13 protein-coding genes are annotated in these 18,884 nt (G+C 39.1%); 5 read left to right on the top strand and 8 right to left on the bottom strand.

Features of this window, described 5'->3' with window-relative positions:
- The first annotated feature begins 141 nt into the window (after window positions 1-141).
- Complete coding sequence (locus AC00Y6_RS12150) at window positions 142-2,364, top strand: polyribonucleotide nucleotidyltransferase (RefSeq protein WP_474490885.1); 2,223 nt, start codon at window positions 142-144, stop codon at window positions 2,362-2,364.
- A 76-nt stretch (window positions 2,365-2,440) separates the two neighbouring features.
- On the opposite strand, the gene AC00Y6_RS12145 is transcribed toward AC00Y6_RS12150, so the two are convergent.
- From AC00Y6_RS12145 to lpdA, 4 genes are all read right to left on the bottom strand, one after another.
- Window positions 2,441-3,031 carry a porin family protein gene (locus tag AC00Y6_RS12145; RefSeq protein ID WP_474490884.1) on the bottom strand — a complete coding sequence of 197 codons (591 nt, stop codon included), beginning with the start codon at window positions 3,029-3,031 and terminating at the stop codon, window positions 2,441-2,443.
- Window positions 3,032-3,124: 93 nt separating this feature from the next.
- Window positions 3,125-3,766 carry a porin family protein gene (locus tag AC00Y6_RS12140; RefSeq protein WP_474490883.1) on the bottom strand — a complete coding sequence of 214 codons (642 nt, stop codon included), beginning with the start codon at window positions 3,764-3,766 and terminating at the stop codon, window positions 3,125-3,127.
- A 164-nt stretch (window positions 3,767-3,930) separates the two neighbouring features.
- On the bottom strand, window positions 3,931-4,977 hold the full coding sequence (gene aroB / locus AC00Y6_RS12135; protein ID WP_474490882.1) for a 3-dehydroquinate synthase: 1,047 nt from the start codon (window positions 4,975-4,977) through the stop codon (window positions 3,931-3,933).
- A gap of 114 nt (window positions 4,978-5,091) precedes the next feature.
- Entirely contained in the window at window positions 5,092-6,495 is a 1,404-nt protein-coding gene (gene lpdA, locus AC00Y6_RS12130; protein WP_474490934.1) for a dihydrolipoyl dehydrogenase, read from the bottom strand.
- A gap of 126 nt (window positions 6,496-6,621) precedes the next feature.
- Between lpdA and AC00Y6_RS12125 the strand changes: the two genes are divergently transcribed.
- The gene (locus AC00Y6_RS12125) at window positions 6,622-7,275 is read left to right on the top strand and encodes a YggS family pyridoxal phosphate-dependent enzyme (RefSeq protein WP_474490881.1); all 654 of its coding nucleotides are present in this window, start codon (window positions 6,622-6,624) and stop codon (window positions 7,273-7,275) included.
- 58 nt (window positions 7,276-7,333) lie between these two features.
- Here the strand turns inward: AC00Y6_RS12125 and typA are convergent, their stop codons facing one another.
- From typA to tilS, 4 genes are all read right to left on the bottom strand, one after another.
- Window positions 7,334-9,142, bottom strand: coding sequence for a translational GTPase TypA (typA, locus tag AC00Y6_RS12120; protein ID WP_474490880.1), 1,809 nt, complete (start codon window positions 9,140-9,142; stop codon window positions 7,334-7,336).
- Between the two features lie 230 nt (window positions 9,143-9,372).
- Entirely contained in the window at window positions 9,373-12,606 is a 3,234-nt protein-coding gene (gene ccsB, locus AC00Y6_RS12115; RefSeq protein WP_474490879.1) for a c-type cytochrome biogenesis protein CcsB, read from the bottom strand.
- A gap of 231 nt (window positions 12,607-12,837) precedes the next feature.
- Entirely contained in the window at window positions 12,838-14,898 is a 2,061-nt protein-coding gene (locus tag AC00Y6_RS12110) for a protein-disulfide reductase DsbD family protein (RefSeq protein WP_474490878.1), read from the bottom strand.
- A gap of 9 nt (window positions 14,899-14,907) precedes the next feature.
- The gene (gene tilS, locus AC00Y6_RS12105; protein ID WP_474490877.1) at window positions 14,908-16,203 is read right to left on the bottom strand and encodes a tRNA lysidine(34) synthetase TilS; all 1,296 of its coding nucleotides are present in this window, start codon (window positions 16,201-16,203) and stop codon (window positions 14,908-14,910) included.
- A 128-nt stretch (window positions 16,204-16,331) separates the two neighbouring features.
- On the opposite strand from tilS, the gene AC00Y6_RS12100 reads away from it, so the two are divergent.
- The 3 genes from AC00Y6_RS12100 to AC00Y6_RS12090 all read left to right on the top strand — a co-directional run bounded on the left by AC00Y6_RS12100 (window position 16,332) and on the right by AC00Y6_RS12090 (window position 18,808).
- A complete protein-coding gene (locus AC00Y6_RS12100; RefSeq protein WP_474490876.1) occupies window positions 16,332-17,168 on the top strand; it encodes an OmpA/MotB family protein in 837 nt (278 codons plus the stop codon).
- Window positions 17,169-17,409: 241 nt separating this feature from the next.
- Window positions 17,410-18,057, top strand: a complete 648-nt coding sequence (locus AC00Y6_RS12095; protein ID WP_474490875.1) for an O-methyltransferase — start codon at window positions 17,410-17,412, stop codon at window positions 18,055-18,057.
- 34 nt (window positions 18,058-18,091) lie between these two features.
- Window positions 18,092-18,808 (top strand): C40 family peptidase, encoded by a 717-nt coding sequence (locus tag AC00Y6_RS12090; protein ID WP_474490874.1) that lies wholly within the window; start codon window positions 18,092-18,094, stop codon window positions 18,806-18,808.
- The last annotated feature ends 76 nt before the right edge of the window (window positions 18,809-18,884 follow it).

Genomic DNA, 18,884 nt, shown 5'->3' with positions numbered 1-18,884 from the left:
TCCCTATAATTTATAATATTGACATTCAAATGGCTGCCATATTATCTGTGATCCAAATAAAAACAGTAAATTTGCAGCTGAATTTTTAGACGAAATATCATTAACTAAAGCACTCAATACGGAGTGCATCGCAAACAATTTATGAGTACACCTCAAGCAATTACAGAAAAGATTACTCTTGCAGACGGCAGAGAAATCACACTAGAAACAGGAAAATTAGCAAAACAGGCTGATGGATCTGTTGTTGTAAAACTAGGCGGCACAATGCTCCTGGCAACCGTTGTAGCCAACAAAGAAGCCAACCCTGGCGTTGACTTTTTACCATTAACCGTAGATTACAGAGAAAAATTCTACGCAGGTGGTAAAATCCCGGGCAATTTCTTCCGTAGAGAAGCCCGTCCATCTGATCAGGAAATCCTGACGATGCGTTTGGTAGACCGCGTTCTAAGACCATTATTCCCGGAAGATTTCCATGCAGAAGTGCAGGTGATGATTTCCCTGATCTCTTATGACGGTCAAACTATCCCTGATGACCTTGCAGGTTTGGCGGCTTCGGCAGCAATTGCCGTGACCGACATCCCGTTTGGTGGACCAATGTCAGAAGTTCGTGTAGTGAGATTTGATGGCAAACTGGCTATCAACCCAACTTATGAATCTTTAAAAGACTCTGAACTAGACATCATGGTTGGAGCAACCAAAGATTCTATCGTAATGGTAGAAGGCGAGATGAAAGAAATCTCTGAGCAGGAAATGTTGGAAGCTATCCAATTTGCCCATGCCGAGATCAAAAAACAAATCGAAGCTCAGGAAAGACTGGCAGAGAAAGTTGGTAAAGCTTTCCCTAAAAGAGAATATTCCCACGAAACCCACGACGAAGATATCCGCGAAAAAGTTTGGAAAGAAACTTACGATAAAGTGTATGAAGTAGCCAGAACACCTTCCGGAAAAGAAGAGAGAGGCGAAAAATTCAAAGCTGTTTTGGCAGAATTTTTAGCTCAGTATGTAGACAATGCAGAAGAGCTGGAAAGAGTAACGCCATTTGCCAAAGTATATTACCATGATGTGGAAAAAGAGGCGATGCGCCAGATGATTTTGGAAGACAACATCCGTCTTGACGGCCGTGACCCAAAAACCATCCGCCCTATCTGGTCCGAGGTTGATTATTTGCCAGGCGCACACGGTTCTGCCATCTTCACCAGAGGGGAAACACAATCACTTACTGCGGTAACTTTGGGGTCTGTAAAAGATGCCAACATGGTAGACAGCGTGATTACCCAGCATGATGAAAAATTCTTCCTACATTATAATTTCCCTCCATTCTCAACCGGTGAAGCAAGACCTCTAAGAGGAACTTCCAGAAGAGAAGTTGGACACGGAAACTTGGCTCAAAGAGCGTTGCAGGCTGTAATTCCTGAAGAAAATCCTTACACCATTCGTATCGTTTCCGACATTTTGGAATCTAACGGTTCTTCTTCTATGGCTACTGTTTGTGCCGGGACTTTGGCATTGATGGATGCCGGTGTTCAAATCACAAAACCGGTTTCCGGGATTGCGATGGGATTGATTACTGATACCAAATCAGGCAAATTCACTGTACTTTCTGACATCTTAGGTGATGAAGATCACTTAGGAGATATGGACTTCAAAGTAACCGGAACTGCAGATGGTATCACAGCTTGCCAAATGGACATCAAAATCCAAGGTCTTTCTATGGATATTATGGAGAAAGCGCTTTTACAGGCTAAAGAAGGTAGATTGCATATCCTTAATAAAATCACCGAAACTATTGCTGCGCCAAGAACGGATGTAAAACCTCACGCACCGAAAATGGTAGTAATGGAAATCCCGAAAGATTTCATTGGTGCGGTAATCGGGCCTGGCGGAAAAATTATTCAGCAAATGCAGAAAGATACGGATACCGTTATCGCGATTGAAGAAATTGGCGAAATCGGACGTATCGAGATTGCAGGTACAGACCGAGAGAAAATCAATGCGGCTGTGGCGAAAATCAATGAAATCACTTTTGTTCCGGTTGTAGGTGAGGTCTACAAAGGTAAAGTGGTTAAAGTAATGGATTTTGGAGCTTTCGTAGCGATTGCAAAAGGTACTGAAGGTTTACTTCATATCTCTGAAATCGAGTGGGCTAGACTTGACAAAGTTCCTTACAAAGAAGGTGACGAAGTTGAGGTGAAATTTATGGGATATGATGACCGTAAAAAAATGAAACTTTCCAGAAAAGTTTTGTTGCCAAGACCACCAAGACCTGAGAAAAAAGAAGGTGAGCAAAGAGGTCCAAGACCAGAAGGTAATGACAAGCCAAAAGCTGAAAAGCCAGCTGAGGAAAACCCTTCTAACGAAGCTTAATCCTTTATATATTAAAACAAATGTCCCGATAATTGATTTTACCGGGACATTTTATTTTTTGAGAGAAGTAAGTTTTCTAGAATCCGTACTGTAATCCAATTTGCAGGCCGCTGTTGCGGAGTTGCTTATCGCTATTGTTCCAGCTGGTTGAACCCGATTTTTTAATATCTGTAAACCCAACCAAATAACGGGCTCCAATTGCCATATTGTTAAAACGGAAACCTAATCCTATACCCGCATTAAGGTCAAACTGATTATAAGCCTCTTTGTCCTTTTCTATGATTGTTTTATTGTTGCTTTCATATTTGTTCTTGTTGCCCACCAGGAAACCAAACTGCGGCCCAGCTTCAAAATACAGTTTCGGAATTGGCTCAAACTGAAACATTATAGGCATCGCGATATAATTTAGATTTAGCGTATGGGATGTGTTGCCATTCTCATACTTAACACCCATATTATTATAAATAAGTTCCGGCTGTATGCTGAAAACACTGTTTACTGGCGCATGCATGTAAACACCTGCATAGTACCCTAATTTGGAATTAGAATCCGACCAGCTTGTCTCCTGACTTACGGTAGAAATGTTCAATCCTCCTTTTACACCAAAAGCCTGCGAATAAGACATCGTAGCAATAACCAGCCCTACCAATCCTAGAAATTTCTTCATATATATTATTTTATGTAATGACAAAAATAGTAAAATATAAAAACAAAAAAGACCGAAATAATCGGTCTTTCAATTAATTATTTACTAATTAAATTATTTTCTGAATTTGAATGTTAATCCAACTTGGAAAACATTGTTTCTTACATTGTCATTACTTCCTGTATTGTTTTTGTAAATATCAGTCAAACCAGCCGTATATCTTGCATTAATACCAAGTTGAGGCGTAAAGTTGTAACCTAATCCTAAACCTAAACCAAAGTCAAATGTGTTAAAATTGTCTTTGTTCAAAGAGTAAGATTGCGCATCCTGAGTTGATCCATTTTTAGTATTTTTATATTTGTCTTTGGCGTCAACCAAGAAACTAAATTGAGGACCTGCTTCAATATAAAAATTCGGTGCTGCATAAAACTGCGCCATTACAGGTACTGCAATGTAATCAAGATGTCTTGCATACTCTGCAGAATAAGAATTGTTTCCTACACTGGTTTTGGTCAATGTTACTTTTGATCCAAGATTGTTATACAAAACCTCTGGCTGAATGCTGAACTGTTCTGATATCGGCGCGTTTAAGAAAACACCTCCATTAAATCCAATTTTCGATGATTGATCATCCAATCCTCCATCTTTTGAAAGAGATGAAACATTCATACCCCCTTTTATACCAAATGTTGGACTAGTTTGTGCCAATGCAAAAGACCCCGCTACTAAACCTAATCCTAAAAATAACTTTTTCATAATTTCAAGTTTTAATTTTAAATTTTTGTTTTACGGAGTGGGTAATTCCAAATTCTTTGCCAAAACGTACCAAACTGATATTTATTAGTTCTCCGACACTACAATAATTAAAATAAAACGCTCAATTACAATATATTACTATTACAATTTATATACAATAAAAACTAGGCATTATCAAGTTCTTTGTAAAAATTTAAAGCCATTATAATATGGTCAACGCTCACTTTTTGATCATAAAGGCAAGAACCAATTCCATTGATGAGAGAAAAATTGATGTTTCCGTCTATATTCTTTTTATCATTAAACATCAAATCCATGATTTGACTATTTTTATATTTTGAGATATCTATGTGTGGAAAAAACCTTCTGATTTTACTGATGACGGAAGACGACGTTTCCAAACCTATCAATCCTGTTAGCAAAGACAAATGTGTCTCGCAAATCATCCCCAATGCAACGGCTTCCCCATGCGGGATAAGTCGCTCATTTTTTAAGCAAAGGCTTTCTATGGCATGGCCTATCGTATGACCAAAGTTGAGTATTTTCCTGACATTCTCTTCTTTAAAATCTCTTGTTACAACATCTTCCTTAATCTCCATGCTTCTTTTGATAAACGGCGCAACCGCTTCAGGCGTAATTTTTTCAAGAGAACTGAGATCTTTCCAATGTGCTGCATCGGCAATTAAACCATGTTTCAGCATCTCCGCAAAACCACTCCGCAACTCTACAAAATCGAGGGTTTTGAGAAAGGGTGGATAAAATAAAATAGCCTCTGGGGAAGCAAATGTTCCAATAATATTTTTAAGATAAATATGATCTATGCCCGTTTTACCGCCAATAGACGCATCACACATGGCAAGAAGCGTTGTTGGCAGATTGATAAACCGGACACCACGCTTGTAGGTAGATGCTACAAAGCCGCCAAGGTCTGTCACCACACCACCGCCGAGATTAATGACCAGAGCTTTCCTGTCGGCTTCCATTTCGGTTAAAATTTCCCAAAGTTGGGTGGCGGTATTTATATTTTTATTCTCCTCGCCTGCTTCAATTTCCACAATTTCAAAAGCCGCGTCTGTAACCATGTTGGGCAACAGTGTGGGCAAGCAGTGGTTGTGCGTATTCTCATCTACTAGAATAAATATTTTACTGGGACCCAACAAATCAATAAACTCATTGAGGCTTGTAAAATCTTGATCTAACTCCTTTATCATATTTAATATTTTAACAAAAATAGAAACAAATTGGTAATAATCCTCCGTTCAAAACAAAAAACCCTTTCCATGAAACAAATACGGAAAGGGTTCATTTATTTTGAATCTAAAAATTTACATATGGATGGCACGTTTTCCGGTAGCGTCCAATGCTGCTTCTTTTACAGCCTCGGCATAAGTTGGGTGTGCATGGGACATCCTTGCAATATCTTCTGCACTGGCACGGAACTCCATTGCTGTAACCCCTTCTGCAACCAAATCTGCAGCCCTTGCCCCAATCATATGGAAACCAAGAACTTCGTCTGTTTTTGCATCTGCCAGGATTTTCACAAAACCATCGGTATCACCACTGGCACGGCTTCTGCCCAAAGCCCTCATTGGGAAATTCCCGACTTTGTAATCTGCACCTTCCGCTTTCAGTTGCTCTTCGGTTTTGCCTACACCTGCTACTTCCGGCCAAGTATAAACTACACCAGGAATCAGGTTATAATTGATATGAGGTTTTTGACCTGCTAATGTTTCAGCTACAAAAACACCTTCTTCCTCTGCTTTGTGTGCCAACATCGCACCTTTTACCACATCACCAATCGCATAGATATTAGACACATTGGTTTGCAGGTGATCGTTGGTTTTGATTCTGCCTCTCTCGTCCAGCTCTACACCAGCTTTTTCCAAACCAAGCCCGTCTGTATAAGGCCTTCTGCCAACTGAAACCAAAACATAATCGCCTTCATAGGAAACCTCTTCCCCTTTTTTGTTTTTTGCACTTACTTTTACAGTATCACCATTTCTTTCCACAGCAGAAACAGCGGTAGAAAGTTCAAATTTCATCCCTTGTTTTTTAAGAACTTTTTGTAATTCTTTTGATAAAGAACCATCCATTCCCGGGATAATTTTGTCCATAAACTCAACCACAGTTACCTGAGAACCTAGTCTCAAATAAACAGAACCTAACTCTAAACCAATCACACCACCGCCAATCACGATAAGGTGTTTAGGAATCTCTTTCAGGTTAAGCGCTTCTGTAGAAGTAATCACGCGCTCTTTGTCCAATGGGATAAATGGCAGGCTTGATGGCTTAGAACCTGTAGCAATAATGGTATATTTTGAATCAATTGTTTCTGATGAACCGTCATTTTTGCTGACTTTGATCTGTGTTGCAGATTCAAAACTTCCGACGCCTTCAAAAACGGTGATTTTATTTTTGTCCATCAAAAAGTTGATCCCTTTTGTAGTTTGCTCTACAACGCCGTTTTTGCGTTCGATCATTTTGGCAAGGTCTACCTGTGGTTCATTAATGATAATTCCGAAGTCTGCAAAATCATGTTTTGCTTTTTCAAAATGTTCAGAACTGTCCAGTAAAGCTTTGGATGGGATACAACCTACGTTAAGGCAAGTACCGCCCAAAGTAGAATATTTCTCGATAATTGCTGTTTTGAAACCCAATTGGGCAGCTCTGATGGCTGCTACATATCCGCCGGGACCAGAACCGATAACGGTTACATCAAACTGACTCATATATTTGTGATTATTATTAGTAATAAATTTCATCAAATTTACGGATTTTAGACGAATTGATAAACTGATTTTTCCTGACATAATTAATGCCTATTTTTGCACCATATTTTTATAAATTTCATTAAAATGTCACTCGAACAAAATTATCAGAATATCATTTCACAACTTCCCACACATGTCAAACTGGTAGCGGTTTCCAAAAATCATCCTTCGGAGAAAATAAAAGAAGTCTATGATTTGGGACAAAAAGTTTTTGGTGAGAACAAAGTTCAGGAATTGCTGGAAAAGCAACCCGTCCTTCCCAACGATATCGAATGGCATTTGATTGGCCACCTGCAAACCAACAAAGTGAAATATGTTGCCGGGTTTGTAGCGATGATAGAAAGCGTGGACAGCGAAAAGCTCCTGAAAGAAATTGATAAAGAAGCTGCAAAAAATAATCGAAAAATCAATGTATTACTTCAGGTGAAAATCGCTAAAGAAGACACAAAATTTGGATTGACAACAGAAGAAGCCAGAGGTATTTTCAATCAATATCTTAATGGAAATTTCCCTAATACCGAAATCAAAGGACTCATGGGAATGGCAAGTTTTACAGATAACGAAACACAAATCCGTGAAGAATTTTCGGTTCTAAAAAATCTTTTTGACGAACTATCCCAGCTTAAACCTTTGGAAACTCTGTCTATGGGAATGAGCGGCGATTTCCCGATTGCCATTGAATCCGGATCTAATTCTGTAAGGGTTGGTTCAGCGATTTTTGGAGAACGTGTTTATTAGAAAACAAAGATTAAAAAAACAAAAAAGGCTGTCTCAGTTAAGAAACAGCCTTTTTTAATTATCCTTTTGCAGATCGCTCTACACGTTTTCTTTCTTCTTCGGAAAGAATTTTCTTTCTCATACGGATGAAGTTTGGTGTCACTTCTATCGCTTCATCAGCCTGGATATATTCCATACATTCTTCTAGTGAGAACAAGATTTTTGGCGCAACGCCCGTATCTTTATCCTTACCTGCTGCACGCATATTGTTCAGCTGCTTAGCTTCTACAATATTAACAACAAGGTCACCTGGTTTATTTTGTTCCCCAACAATCATCCCGGTGTAGATTTCCTCACCCGGATCCACAAAAAACTTGCCTCTGTCTTGTAGTTTGTTGATGGAGTATTCTGTTGCAGGACCTGTTCCTTTGCTTACCAAAACACCATTATTTCTACCAGGAATCGCACCTTTGAAAGGCTTATACTCTGTAAAACGGTGTGCCATAATCGCTTCACCGGCAGTGGCAGTCAGCATCTGTGAACGCAAGCCGATCAAACCTCTGGAAGGAATCTCAAACTCCAAGTGCTGCATTTCGCCTTTGGTCTCCATGATATGAAGGTCACCTTTTCTCTGAGTTGCCAAATCGATCACCCTAGAAGCAAACTCTTCAGGAACGTCTACAACCAAAGATTCGTAAGGTTCTAATTTCTCACCACTTTCATCTTCTTTCAAAATAACCTGTGGCTGACCAATAGTCATCTCATAACCTTCCCTTCTCATCGTTTCAATCAAAACCGACAAGTGAAGAATACCTCTACCAAAAACAAGGAACGTATTGGCATCATCAGTCTGCTGAACCCTTAATGCCAAGTTTTTCTCTAATTCTTTGGTCAATCTGTCTTTCAGGTGGTTGGATGTAACATATTTACCGTCTTTTCCAAAGAAAGGCGAATTGTTGATAGAGAACGTCATGTTAAGCGTAGGCTCATCAATAGCCGTTCTTGGCAATGGCTCTGGATTCTCAAGATCTACAAAAGAATCACCAATCTGGAAAGCATCAAAACCTACTACAGCACAGATATCTCCGGCTTTCACTTCGGTTACTTTTTTCTTACCAAGACCTTCGAAAACATAAAGTTCTTTAACTTTTCCTTTTACAATTTTGCCATCAGCCTGCGCCAATCCAATCCATTGAGATTCTTTGATTTCGCCTCTTGTTACTTTACCAATGGCAATTCTTCCTAAGAAAGAAGAAAAGTCTAGAGAGGTAATTTGCATTTGCAGGTTACCTTCCGTAATTTTTGGTTCAGGAACATATTTCAAAATCCCGTCTAATAATGGGAAAATATCTTCTGTCTGTTCCAATGATGTATTGAACCAGCCTTGTTTAGATGATCCGTAGAACGTTGGGAAATCCAACTGCTCTTCGGTAGCATCCAAGTTGAAGAACAAATCAAAAACCTGATCGTGAACTTCGTCCGGACGGCAGTTTGGTTTATCCACTTTGTTGATAACAACCAATGGTCTAAGGCCCAATTCCAAAGCTTTTTGAAGTACAAACCTGGTTTGTGGCATTGGCCCTTCGAAGGCATCCACCAAAAGGATAACACCGTCAGCCATTTTAAGAACCCTTTCTACTTCTCCACCAAAATCGGCGTGACCAGGTGTATCAATCACGTTGATTTTAACATCTTTGTAATTGACGGAGATATTTTTTGAAAGAATGGTAATCCCTCTTTCTCTCTCCAGATCGTTGTTATCCATAATCAACTCACCACTCTCCTGATTCTCTCTGAAGATGTGTGTTGCGTGAATAATCTTATCAACCAAGGTAGTTTTACCGTGGTCAACGTGTGCGATAATCGCTATATTTCTAATGTTTTGCATATCCGTTTTTTACGCGTGCAAATGTAATGAAATTTTATGGTAAGTTAAAGTATGTGTTGACGATTTTTAAAAATAAGCCCTAATTATTAATATATGCTTAATTATTTATTAGCCATCCAAATCTGGATTGATAATTAACGCAGGAACAATTCCATACCAAAATCAATAAAAGAAAAAATCAGCCTTATGAAAGACTGATTTTGATATTTGATATAAGGTATTGATTAGAACTAAGGCTCTACTTGTGTCCTTTTTTCGTTTTTACCGTTTAGTTTTTTGTATTTGACATAAGCTATAGCTGACAACAGCACCATGTAACCTAAACCAACGTAAACCCAAAGTGGCACCGGTATTGGATCGCCTTTGGCATAAGAATGCAGACCTGTCAGGTAATAATTAACGCCAAAATAAGTCATCACCATAGAACAGAAGGCAAACATTGTCACCACATGGAAAGTATAACGGCCTCTAAGCCCAGGGACCAAACGCATGTGTATAACAAACGCATAAATCATAATCGAAATAAAAGCCCAAGTTTCTTTCGGGTCCCAGCTCCAGTAACGTCCCCAAGATTCATTAGCCCAAATTCCGCCTAAAAAGTTACCTACCGTCAATGCCAGAAGTCCGATATTGAGAGACATTTCACTCACCACAGCCAGTTCTTTCAATGTAGTGTCATTATGTCTTTTGAATGCATCTTTACTGGCAATGATGTAGAAAACCAAAGAGATCATGGCAATCAGCATCGATAAGGAGAAAAATCCATAACTTGATACAATAATGGCCACGTGAACAACCAGCCAATAAGATTTGAGAACGGGAACCAAAGGCGTAATCTGAGGATCGAGCCCTACAGCGCCATGGGCAAATCCCATCATAATAACTGCTACCATAAATCCTGCAGCAGGAATCAGCGTATTGGAGTTTCGGTACAATACCAACCCTGCTGTAATACCAATCCAGGAAATGAACATAATGGCTTCATAACCATTACTCCACGGTGCATGACCGGAAATATACCATCTGGCAATCAATCCAAGGAAATGGATAAAATAGCCAACTGCTCCAATATAGATAAGCGCCTTAACAATATTGTGAAGGATTTTACTTGGTTTAAATAATTCCAAAAAGCCTAAAACGAGAAGCAAACCGCCAACGATAGTATAGAAAATCAATAATTTGAAATTGACATCCAACTCGTTCATCAGCACTTCCAGTTTAACTTTGGATTCAGACGGGATGACATTTTTGCCCCACTTGTGCTGGTACGCCTCTACTTTTGCCAATTCCGCATCGGCTTTTGCCCAGCTACCGCCTTGTGTTGCCAACAAAACGCTTGACAAATATGGGCCTAAAACCGCCTGCGCATTAGCATCCGGTTCAAAATTAGGTGTCATAACCGAATTCCATGTGTGATTGGAATCATTTTTCACAGGAACAGTTCGGAAATATTGGTAAGACATAATACCATTCAGCACCTGGACTTTATCGTTGATCGCAATAACGGCATCGTCATACCTTGTTCTCTCAGAAGCCTTTTTCCTGAATGCATCATTGTAATCATCTTCCAAAACAAAACGCAGGTTTCCGTTTTTATCCGCAGGGAATAATTTGATCAAACTGGTGAAACCATCCTCTGTTGCTTTGGTTTTAGCTTCTAGATCTTTTCCTACTTTCCCCTTGGTTTCTATCTTGATAATGTTGACTTGCGCCCAAAACATAGGGTCTATGGTTGCCGCCAAAAACCATTGGTTGGCATCCAAATCCTGAAAATGATCGCGGCTGGTAAGCTTATGCAAAATATCTATCGCCTGAGTATTAACGGGAACAATCCGCCCTTCGTAATTCTGAACCAGAAGGTAGCCAAATTTGTCCGCATGTTCTTTGCTGATCTCGATATTCTTAACCATGGCATCTGCATCCAAAACCATCGGGTTTTTACCCGTAGCTGCAGGTTTTGCTTCTGCATGGGCATGACCGTCATGGCTGCCATCTGTACCGTGCATATCAATTTTCTGAGCATTGAATCCAAAACTCAAGAACATCAAAAGTATTGCTGCTGCCTTTTTCTTGCTCACCTGCTTCAGCATTCTGTTAAGATCCCAAAAACGAGAACCTTTCCAAAACATCGTCACAAACATCCCAATAAATAAGAAGGCATAACCAATATAACTGATCAGCGTTCCCCAGAAATCATGGTTTACAGAAAGCACAGTCCCTTTCCTATCTGGGTCAAAACTGGCCTGGAAGAAACGGTAACCTTTATAATTAAGGACATGGTTCATATAAATTTTATAAGGTGTTTCCTTGCCTTCGTCAACAATTTTAACATGGGACTCGTAGGCAGATGGAGAGGAACTTCCTGGGTAAGTTTCCATCACAAATTTATCCAGCTTCAGCGCAAATGGCTGTGTGAAATAGATTTTTGGACCAAATCCCAACATAACATCCAAGCCGTCCAGATGAATTTGTTTATAGTTATTAGGATTGCCTTTCTCCACAATCAGGTCAACAATTTGTTTTGTTTTTGGGCCGGACACTTCTACTTTCATCAAATCCGGGACATCTTTATCTTTTTGCTTATCCCCTTCATACGCCACAAGTTTCCCTTTCTTGGTTCCTTCTGGCACCACAAGTTTCAGCTGATCTATGGTGTAAAGGCTTCGTAATGCCAGTGGCTGAAATTCGTCTTTTTTGGTTGTGCCAGTGGCCTTTGTGGCCATCGTCATATAATTGGCATCGCTTGGCGTTTTGATCAACAGTTCACCATTCACTTTTCTAAACTCAACAGCACCAGCAATGGATGTCCTGTTATAAGACACCAACGTCCCATTAACATCCTGAACATCGCCCTCGCCCAGGTAAATATTCTGTCTTCCACCCATATCGCTGGTAGAAACGATGTGCAGGTATTCTTTCCCTGCAGGATTGGCCTGTAAGCTGTCTTTTTTTCTCTGAATATAATCAAGTGTCTTAACAACGATTTTTTCTTTCCCCAGAAAATCATAAGTGGCCTGAAAGTTATGATGCAGAGGAGACATAAGATAAGGGATGTCCTGATAATTTTGTTGTTCCCCTTTTTCCTCAATTTTGATTTTGAAGAAATGTTTATCGGTCACAATTTCGTTGGAAGTCTCGCCTTCGCGGATGTGCATTGTGCCTTCAAAACTGATGTACCTTGTGATGGCACCACCAATAAAAATCAGGATAAACGCAAGGTGGAAAACCAAAACCGGCCATTTTTCTTTTCTCCATAAACGGTAACGCCCAATATTCCCTACAAAGTTGAGAATCAGCAAAAACATAATCGCCTCAAACCATTTGGCTTCATAGATTAATGCCTTGGCAGTAGGCGTGCCATAATCGTTTTCAACAAAGGTGGCAACGGCCATAGAAATTGCAAAAGCCAGCAGGAGGACGGCCATCGTGCGTGTGGAAATAAGAATATCCTGAATCTTTTTCATATAAAGATATCTATTGTTTTGATTTTCAAAATACTGCCGTTAACTATATCAAGCTTAGTAAATTAACGCAGACAATAACGGAATATTCTGAAATTTAATGAAATGCAAAAATAAGGATGAAATTTTGATTGGGCTAATTAAAACAGCGATTTATGATTTTATTCAGATTATGAACCAACCAAAAATCGCTGTAATAATAAAATTCAAAAAACTAAGAGCGTGTGCAGCCCGTTAATTTTTGGATTTAAAATAGTCTATTCCGCATTTTAAGAATTTTTTGAAATCTTCTTTTGGCATGTAACCGGAAACCGGCGTATTAATCACCTTTTGATCCGGTGTTACCAAAACATAATGCGGCTGTGAATTGTTATTGAAATTAACCTGTTGGAAAAGGCTCCATTTATCACCAATCGTTTTGATTTTTTTCATCTGCCCTTCTCCCATATCAATCTTGATTTGTTCATTTTCCGGCAGTTCTTCTTTATCATCTACATAAACCGAAGCAAGGATTACATCATTCTGGATCAATGGCAAAACATCATCCTGACTCCAGACAAACTCCTCCATTTTTCTGCAGTTTTCGCAACCGTAACCAGTAAAGTCAATCAAAACCGGTTTGTTTTCTTTCTTCGCAACTTCTATCGCTTCAAAATAATTATGATAAGGTTTTAGCCCAAGGATCCCGTCTTCCTCTTTGTGCAAATAGCTCACATTAAGCGGAGGCAAAATCCCGCTCAGCATCTGTAATTTCGGTTTCTCTGAAGGGATTAACCCCTGAACCAAGTAACCAATAAATACAATCCCGAACACGCCCAGAATCCTTCTGGTTAAAGATATTTTTGGTTTTTTATCATCATGCGGAAATCTGATTTTCCCGAAGAAATACAGCACCAAACCAATTGTGATGATGATCCAAATAACAATAAACAATTCCCTTTTCAGTAAAAATGTTTTGGAAACCAAATCTGCTTTTGACAAGAACTTAAGTGCCAATGCCAGCTCTATAAACCCGAGAACTACTTTCACCGTGTTCATCCAGCCACCTGATTTTGGTAAACTTTGCAAAGCTTGCGGAAACAATGCCAACAGGCCAAAAACCAATGCCCACGCAATCCCAAACCCTGCTAATGCAAATGTTAATAAGGTAGGAACATTGGTAGCGCCTGCTACAACGCCTCCCAGCAAACTTCCCAAGATTGGCCCTGTACAGGAGAAGGAAACAATAACTAAAGTTAGAGCCATAAAAAAGATCCCGATCATACCACCAGCCTCTTCTGCTTTGGAAGATTTGTTGGCAATCCAGCTTGGCAAAACAATATCGTAATATCCAAAAAAGCTCAGCGCAAAGAATAAAAATATGATGAAGAAAAACAGGTTGAGCCAAATATTAGTAGAGATCTGGTTAAAAATATTACCCGAAATCCCATCAATAATATGAAAAGGAATGCTTAACAAGACAAATATCAGAAGGATGAAAAACCCATACAGGAAAGCATCGCGTTTCCCCTTTGCCTTATTTTTGCTGCCTTTTGTGAAAAAAGAAACCGTGAGCGGAATCATTGGGAAAACACAAGGCGTCAACAAAGCGATTAATCCACCAAGGAATCCAAGCCCAAGCACCAGCCAATTGTCATCGTTAGGTTTTTCCTGAACAGTGCCACAGTTGGTCAACGGATTTTTGAAATCTAAAGAATTAATTTTTAAACCGTCCTGCTTTTGCTGACTCACCGGAGAAACTACCGCTACACTGGCATTATTTTCCGGCACAGCCACAGAAGATGTATCCGTCTTTGCAACATTCGCCTCATCTTTTGTTTCCACAGGCGTGGATCCTGCGATTTGTTTTTCGAATTCTAAAGTATTAGGTGCTAGGCAAACGCGATCGTTACAGGTCTGGTACATAATCTCTGCCGTAACGGTGACTGGTTTTGACGGATCTTTAGGTTTAAACTTCTGTTTGAAAACCACTTTATTAGAATAGTAAACGATCTGTGCACCAAAAGCCTCAGAAAACTCGTCGTGCTTTTTGCCAATTTCCTGAACTTTCCCTAATAACTTAATACCCTGTTTGGAGGTTACTTTAAACTCTGTAGGAATCCCTGAATCTGGTGGAAGATCCTGAGAATAAATATGCCAGCCAGCATCGATGGTTCCGGTAAGAATGGCCTCGTATTCCTCTTTCCCTACAGGATTAACATCAAATTTGAACTTAACCGGATTTTTTATCTGCGCATTGAAAAGGGTTATGATAAATAAGAATAGTGTTGAAAACACCAGTTTAAAATCTTTCATTTTTTAATTTTAAATTTTTACCTGCAAAAAATCAGAATTACCCGAACTGAATCTCCCATCCTGTCGCAATGGCAACACACCAAAAACATTCTCTGCAGCATCGCAGAGAAGCCAAATTTTTTGCTTGGCTAAAATAGACAATTTTTCATCTTTAAAAAATTTGGAAATCTTTTTTTTGCCAATCATCCCAATAGGAAAAAACAAATCGCCTTCCTTTTTTTTCCTCAATTTTAGTGGAAATTGGACTTTGTCAGCATCAATTTTCCACGTACAATTCCCAAACTCCTGAATTTCTTTCCGAATATTCTCCGGAATTACAATTTCATTTTCTAAAACCTCTAGAATAATTGAATCTGCCGATTCCCCACTTCCAACTTCCAATTTTTTACTAAAAATCAATTCATTCCGATTGATGATTAAATGAAATTCGGAATTAAAGAAAGAGCTACCGGTTTGAGCAGTTAAAACTTTTTGCATTTCGTGTTCATCTGTAAACCCCAATCTTTTCAAGATCTCGTAGCGGATCAATTGCGGTTCTTTCGCCAACTTCTCTTTATCAATAATGATTTTATTATCTGATGAATCAATCTCCAACCCCTTCAGTTTTTCATCTACTATTTGTTTAATAAAATCTTTGGTTTCATTAATATAACGGATGCTTTTTGAGAAATTATCTAGAAAACTACGGTTCAGTTTTTCCAGTTCAGGGACTACATGATGCCTTATTTTGTTCCTCAAATAATCAGTTTTCTGATTGGATTGATCTTCACGAAATTCAATCCTGTTTTCTCTAGCAAACTCATAAATTTGATCCTTAGAAAAATCCAAAAGAGGACGAATCACATTGTTTTCATTCCTAGGAATACCTGCCAAACCTCGTATACCAGATGCTTTGGAAAGATTAATAACAAAAGTTTCCAACTGATCATTAAGATGGTGCGCCGTCACAAGGTAATCCAGATTCTCTTGCTTCTGAATCTCTCGAAAAAAATCATACCTTAATTTCCTCGCCCAGTTCTGAATCGAGTTTCCCGGCTGCTGGTCCTTTTCCGATACACTATAAAGATGGAAAGGAATATCGTGTTTTTCGCAAAAGTCCGACACAACTTTTTGATCCAGATTAGAAGCCTCTCCCCGAAGATGGTAATTGACGTGAGCCATTTGAAAATCAAGACCCGATTGTCTAAAAAGATCAGCCAAAACCATAGAATCTACACCACCACTTACAGCCAAAAGGTATGTTTTTTGCTGCGAATTGGACACCAGTTGTGAAAGATTGTTTTGAAAAGAAATAAGATTTAACACAATTTTATAACGGCCGTTTAGGTTATAACAACAAATGTAAGCTTATTAATTCTTATTTTTGAAACCATCTAAGCAATCTTAGCGGATCGATAATTTAATCCAGAAATAAAACAAATAAATATTGAATTATGAAGTTATTTAAAATCCTGACCATCTCTGCTTTGGGTCTTTCGTTGGCATCCTGTGTCAGCAAAAAACAGTACGATGCACTTAATCTCAATTACAAACAATGCGTGACCGATGCAGGTGAAAGGCAACGCCAAATACAGGATCTTAACAGTCAAAACTCCGCATTGAAAGGGCAAAACGATTTACTAGTTGGGCAAAACAATGCTTTAAAATCAAGTTTAGACGCGTGTCTTAGCAATTCGGGAAAATCATCTACCAATATTGATAAATTAGTGGGAGAAATCAACGCTTCTAACAAATATATCAAGCAACTGATTTCCAGCAATTCTAAAAATGACAGCCTTAATCTCGCATTATCCAATAAACTTAAACGCTCTTTGGACAACATTGCAGATCAAGATGTAGATGTTAAAGTATTGAAAGGTGTTGTAATGATCTCTCTTTCAGACAAAATGCTTTATCAGGTTGGTAAATTTGATGTATTGCCTGCGGCTCAGGAAGTGCTGGGAAAAGTAGCTAAAGTAATTAACGACTACGATACATACAGTGTTCTAATAGAAGGTAATACAGATAATACACCACTTGCAAGTGCCAATGTTCCTAGAGACAATTGGGATCTTTCTGCATTGCGTGCTACTGCAGTTGCCAAAATCCTTCAAACACAGTTTGGCGTTAATCCTAACAGAATTACGGCTGGTGGTAGATCCGAGTACAATCCGAAAACAACAAATGCTTCTGTTTCCGGCAGGTCAGAAAACCGTAGAACAGAGATCATCATTATGCCAAAACTAGATGAGTTCATGAAACTGATGGACATCGCTCCGGTTAAAAAATAAATTGATTTACTTGACAGTTGTCGGCTGATAGTTGTCAGAAATTACAAAACCTTGTCAGAGATGGCGAGGTTTTTTTTATTTTTGGGCAGCTTTTCCGTCTTCCACTCCCGCTTTTTATTCGTCGTTCCTCCGCATAAAAGAGCTCCGTTCAAGCCGGGCTGCAGTTACAACAACCAAACAAAATTTGTTACCAGAAACAAATAGATTAACTTTGAAGCCTTAACCAAACGCTGATTTACCAATGAGTTATTTTGAAGAATTAGATAAAGAAATGGATCGTTATCTGGAAGACAATGCTTCCGAAGAACCTGCTATTCTAAAAAAGCTTAGAAAAGAAACGTATCAGAAAACCACTCAGCCACACATGATTTCGGGCTACCTGCAAGGGCGTTTGTTGAGCATTCTGTCACATCTTATTCAGCCAAAAAATGTGTTGGAAATTGGTACTTTTACAGGTTATGCCGCGCTAAGCATCGCAGAAGGTTTGCCAAAAGACGGTAAAATATATACCATTGATAAAAACGAAGAACTGGCCTATATCCCCAAAAAATATTTTACCGAAAGCGATTATAAGGATCAAATAGAATTCATCATTGGTGATGCCAAAGAGGAAATAAAAAAACTGGACAAAGTCTGGGATCTGATTTTTATTGATGCAGATAAAGAAAGCTATACCGAATACCTGAAATTGATTAAACCCCGATTGCGCTCCGGCAGCATTATCCTGATAGATAATGTGCTATGGTATGGTAAAGTTCTTGAAAATAATCCAAAAGATAAACAGACAGAACAGATAAAACTGGTGAACAAAATTGTAACCGAAGATCCCGATTATGAAAATCTAATCTTACCTTTGCGGGACGGATTGCACCTGATAAGAAAGAAATAATCCGTATTTTTAAAGACATTAATTGATTTGAGAAATGACTAAAGGAATTTGCAATGTTTCCATCGCGCCGCTAAGAGCAGACAGCTCGGACAAAAGCGAAATCGTGTCCCAACTGCTTTATGGCGAATCTGCAGACATCGTAGAAGTCAAAGATAACTGGACCAAGATCATTACGCACTATGATCATTACGAAGCGTGGATGGATACCAAGCAAATCTCACCTGTTTCTGAAGATTACTTAGCATCAAGAAAAATCAATTTGGTTAAAGAGGCTTTTCAGTCCGCTATGTTAGAAGATGGCAGAACCCTGCTTTCCATCGGTTCAGAAGTCATTTTTGATACCACTTCTCCAAACCGTGGTGCCAATCTCAGTGAAAGTATTGTGAACTGTGCCAAAGAATTCTTGAATGTCCCATATCTCTGGGGTGGCAAAAGTTTTTTTGGAATCGACTGCAGCGGTTTTACACAAATTGTTTACAAAATTCATGGTATTAAAATCCCTAGGGATACTTACCAGCAGGCCGAATTGGGAGAAGCTCTCACTTTCATAGAAGAATCAAAACCTGGCGATCTGGCTTTTTTTGAAAATCAAGAAGGGCGGATCATCCATGTTGGGATTATCCTGGCAGATCAGAAAATCATCCATGCCCACGGCAAAGTGAGGATTGACAGCTTGGACACCAGCGGCATCTTCAACAAAGACCAAAACAAACATACACACCGGCTGAGATTTATCCGGTCCTATTTCTAAAAAATAAAAGCTCCCAAATCGGTAGTCATGGTCGGAAGAAAATTCCGACCATTTTTTATGTTTTAAAGACTTTAGC

This window comes from Epilithonimonas sp. (genome assembly GCF_056329745.1).
This window is presented reverse-complemented; position numbering and strand designations above follow the sequence as displayed.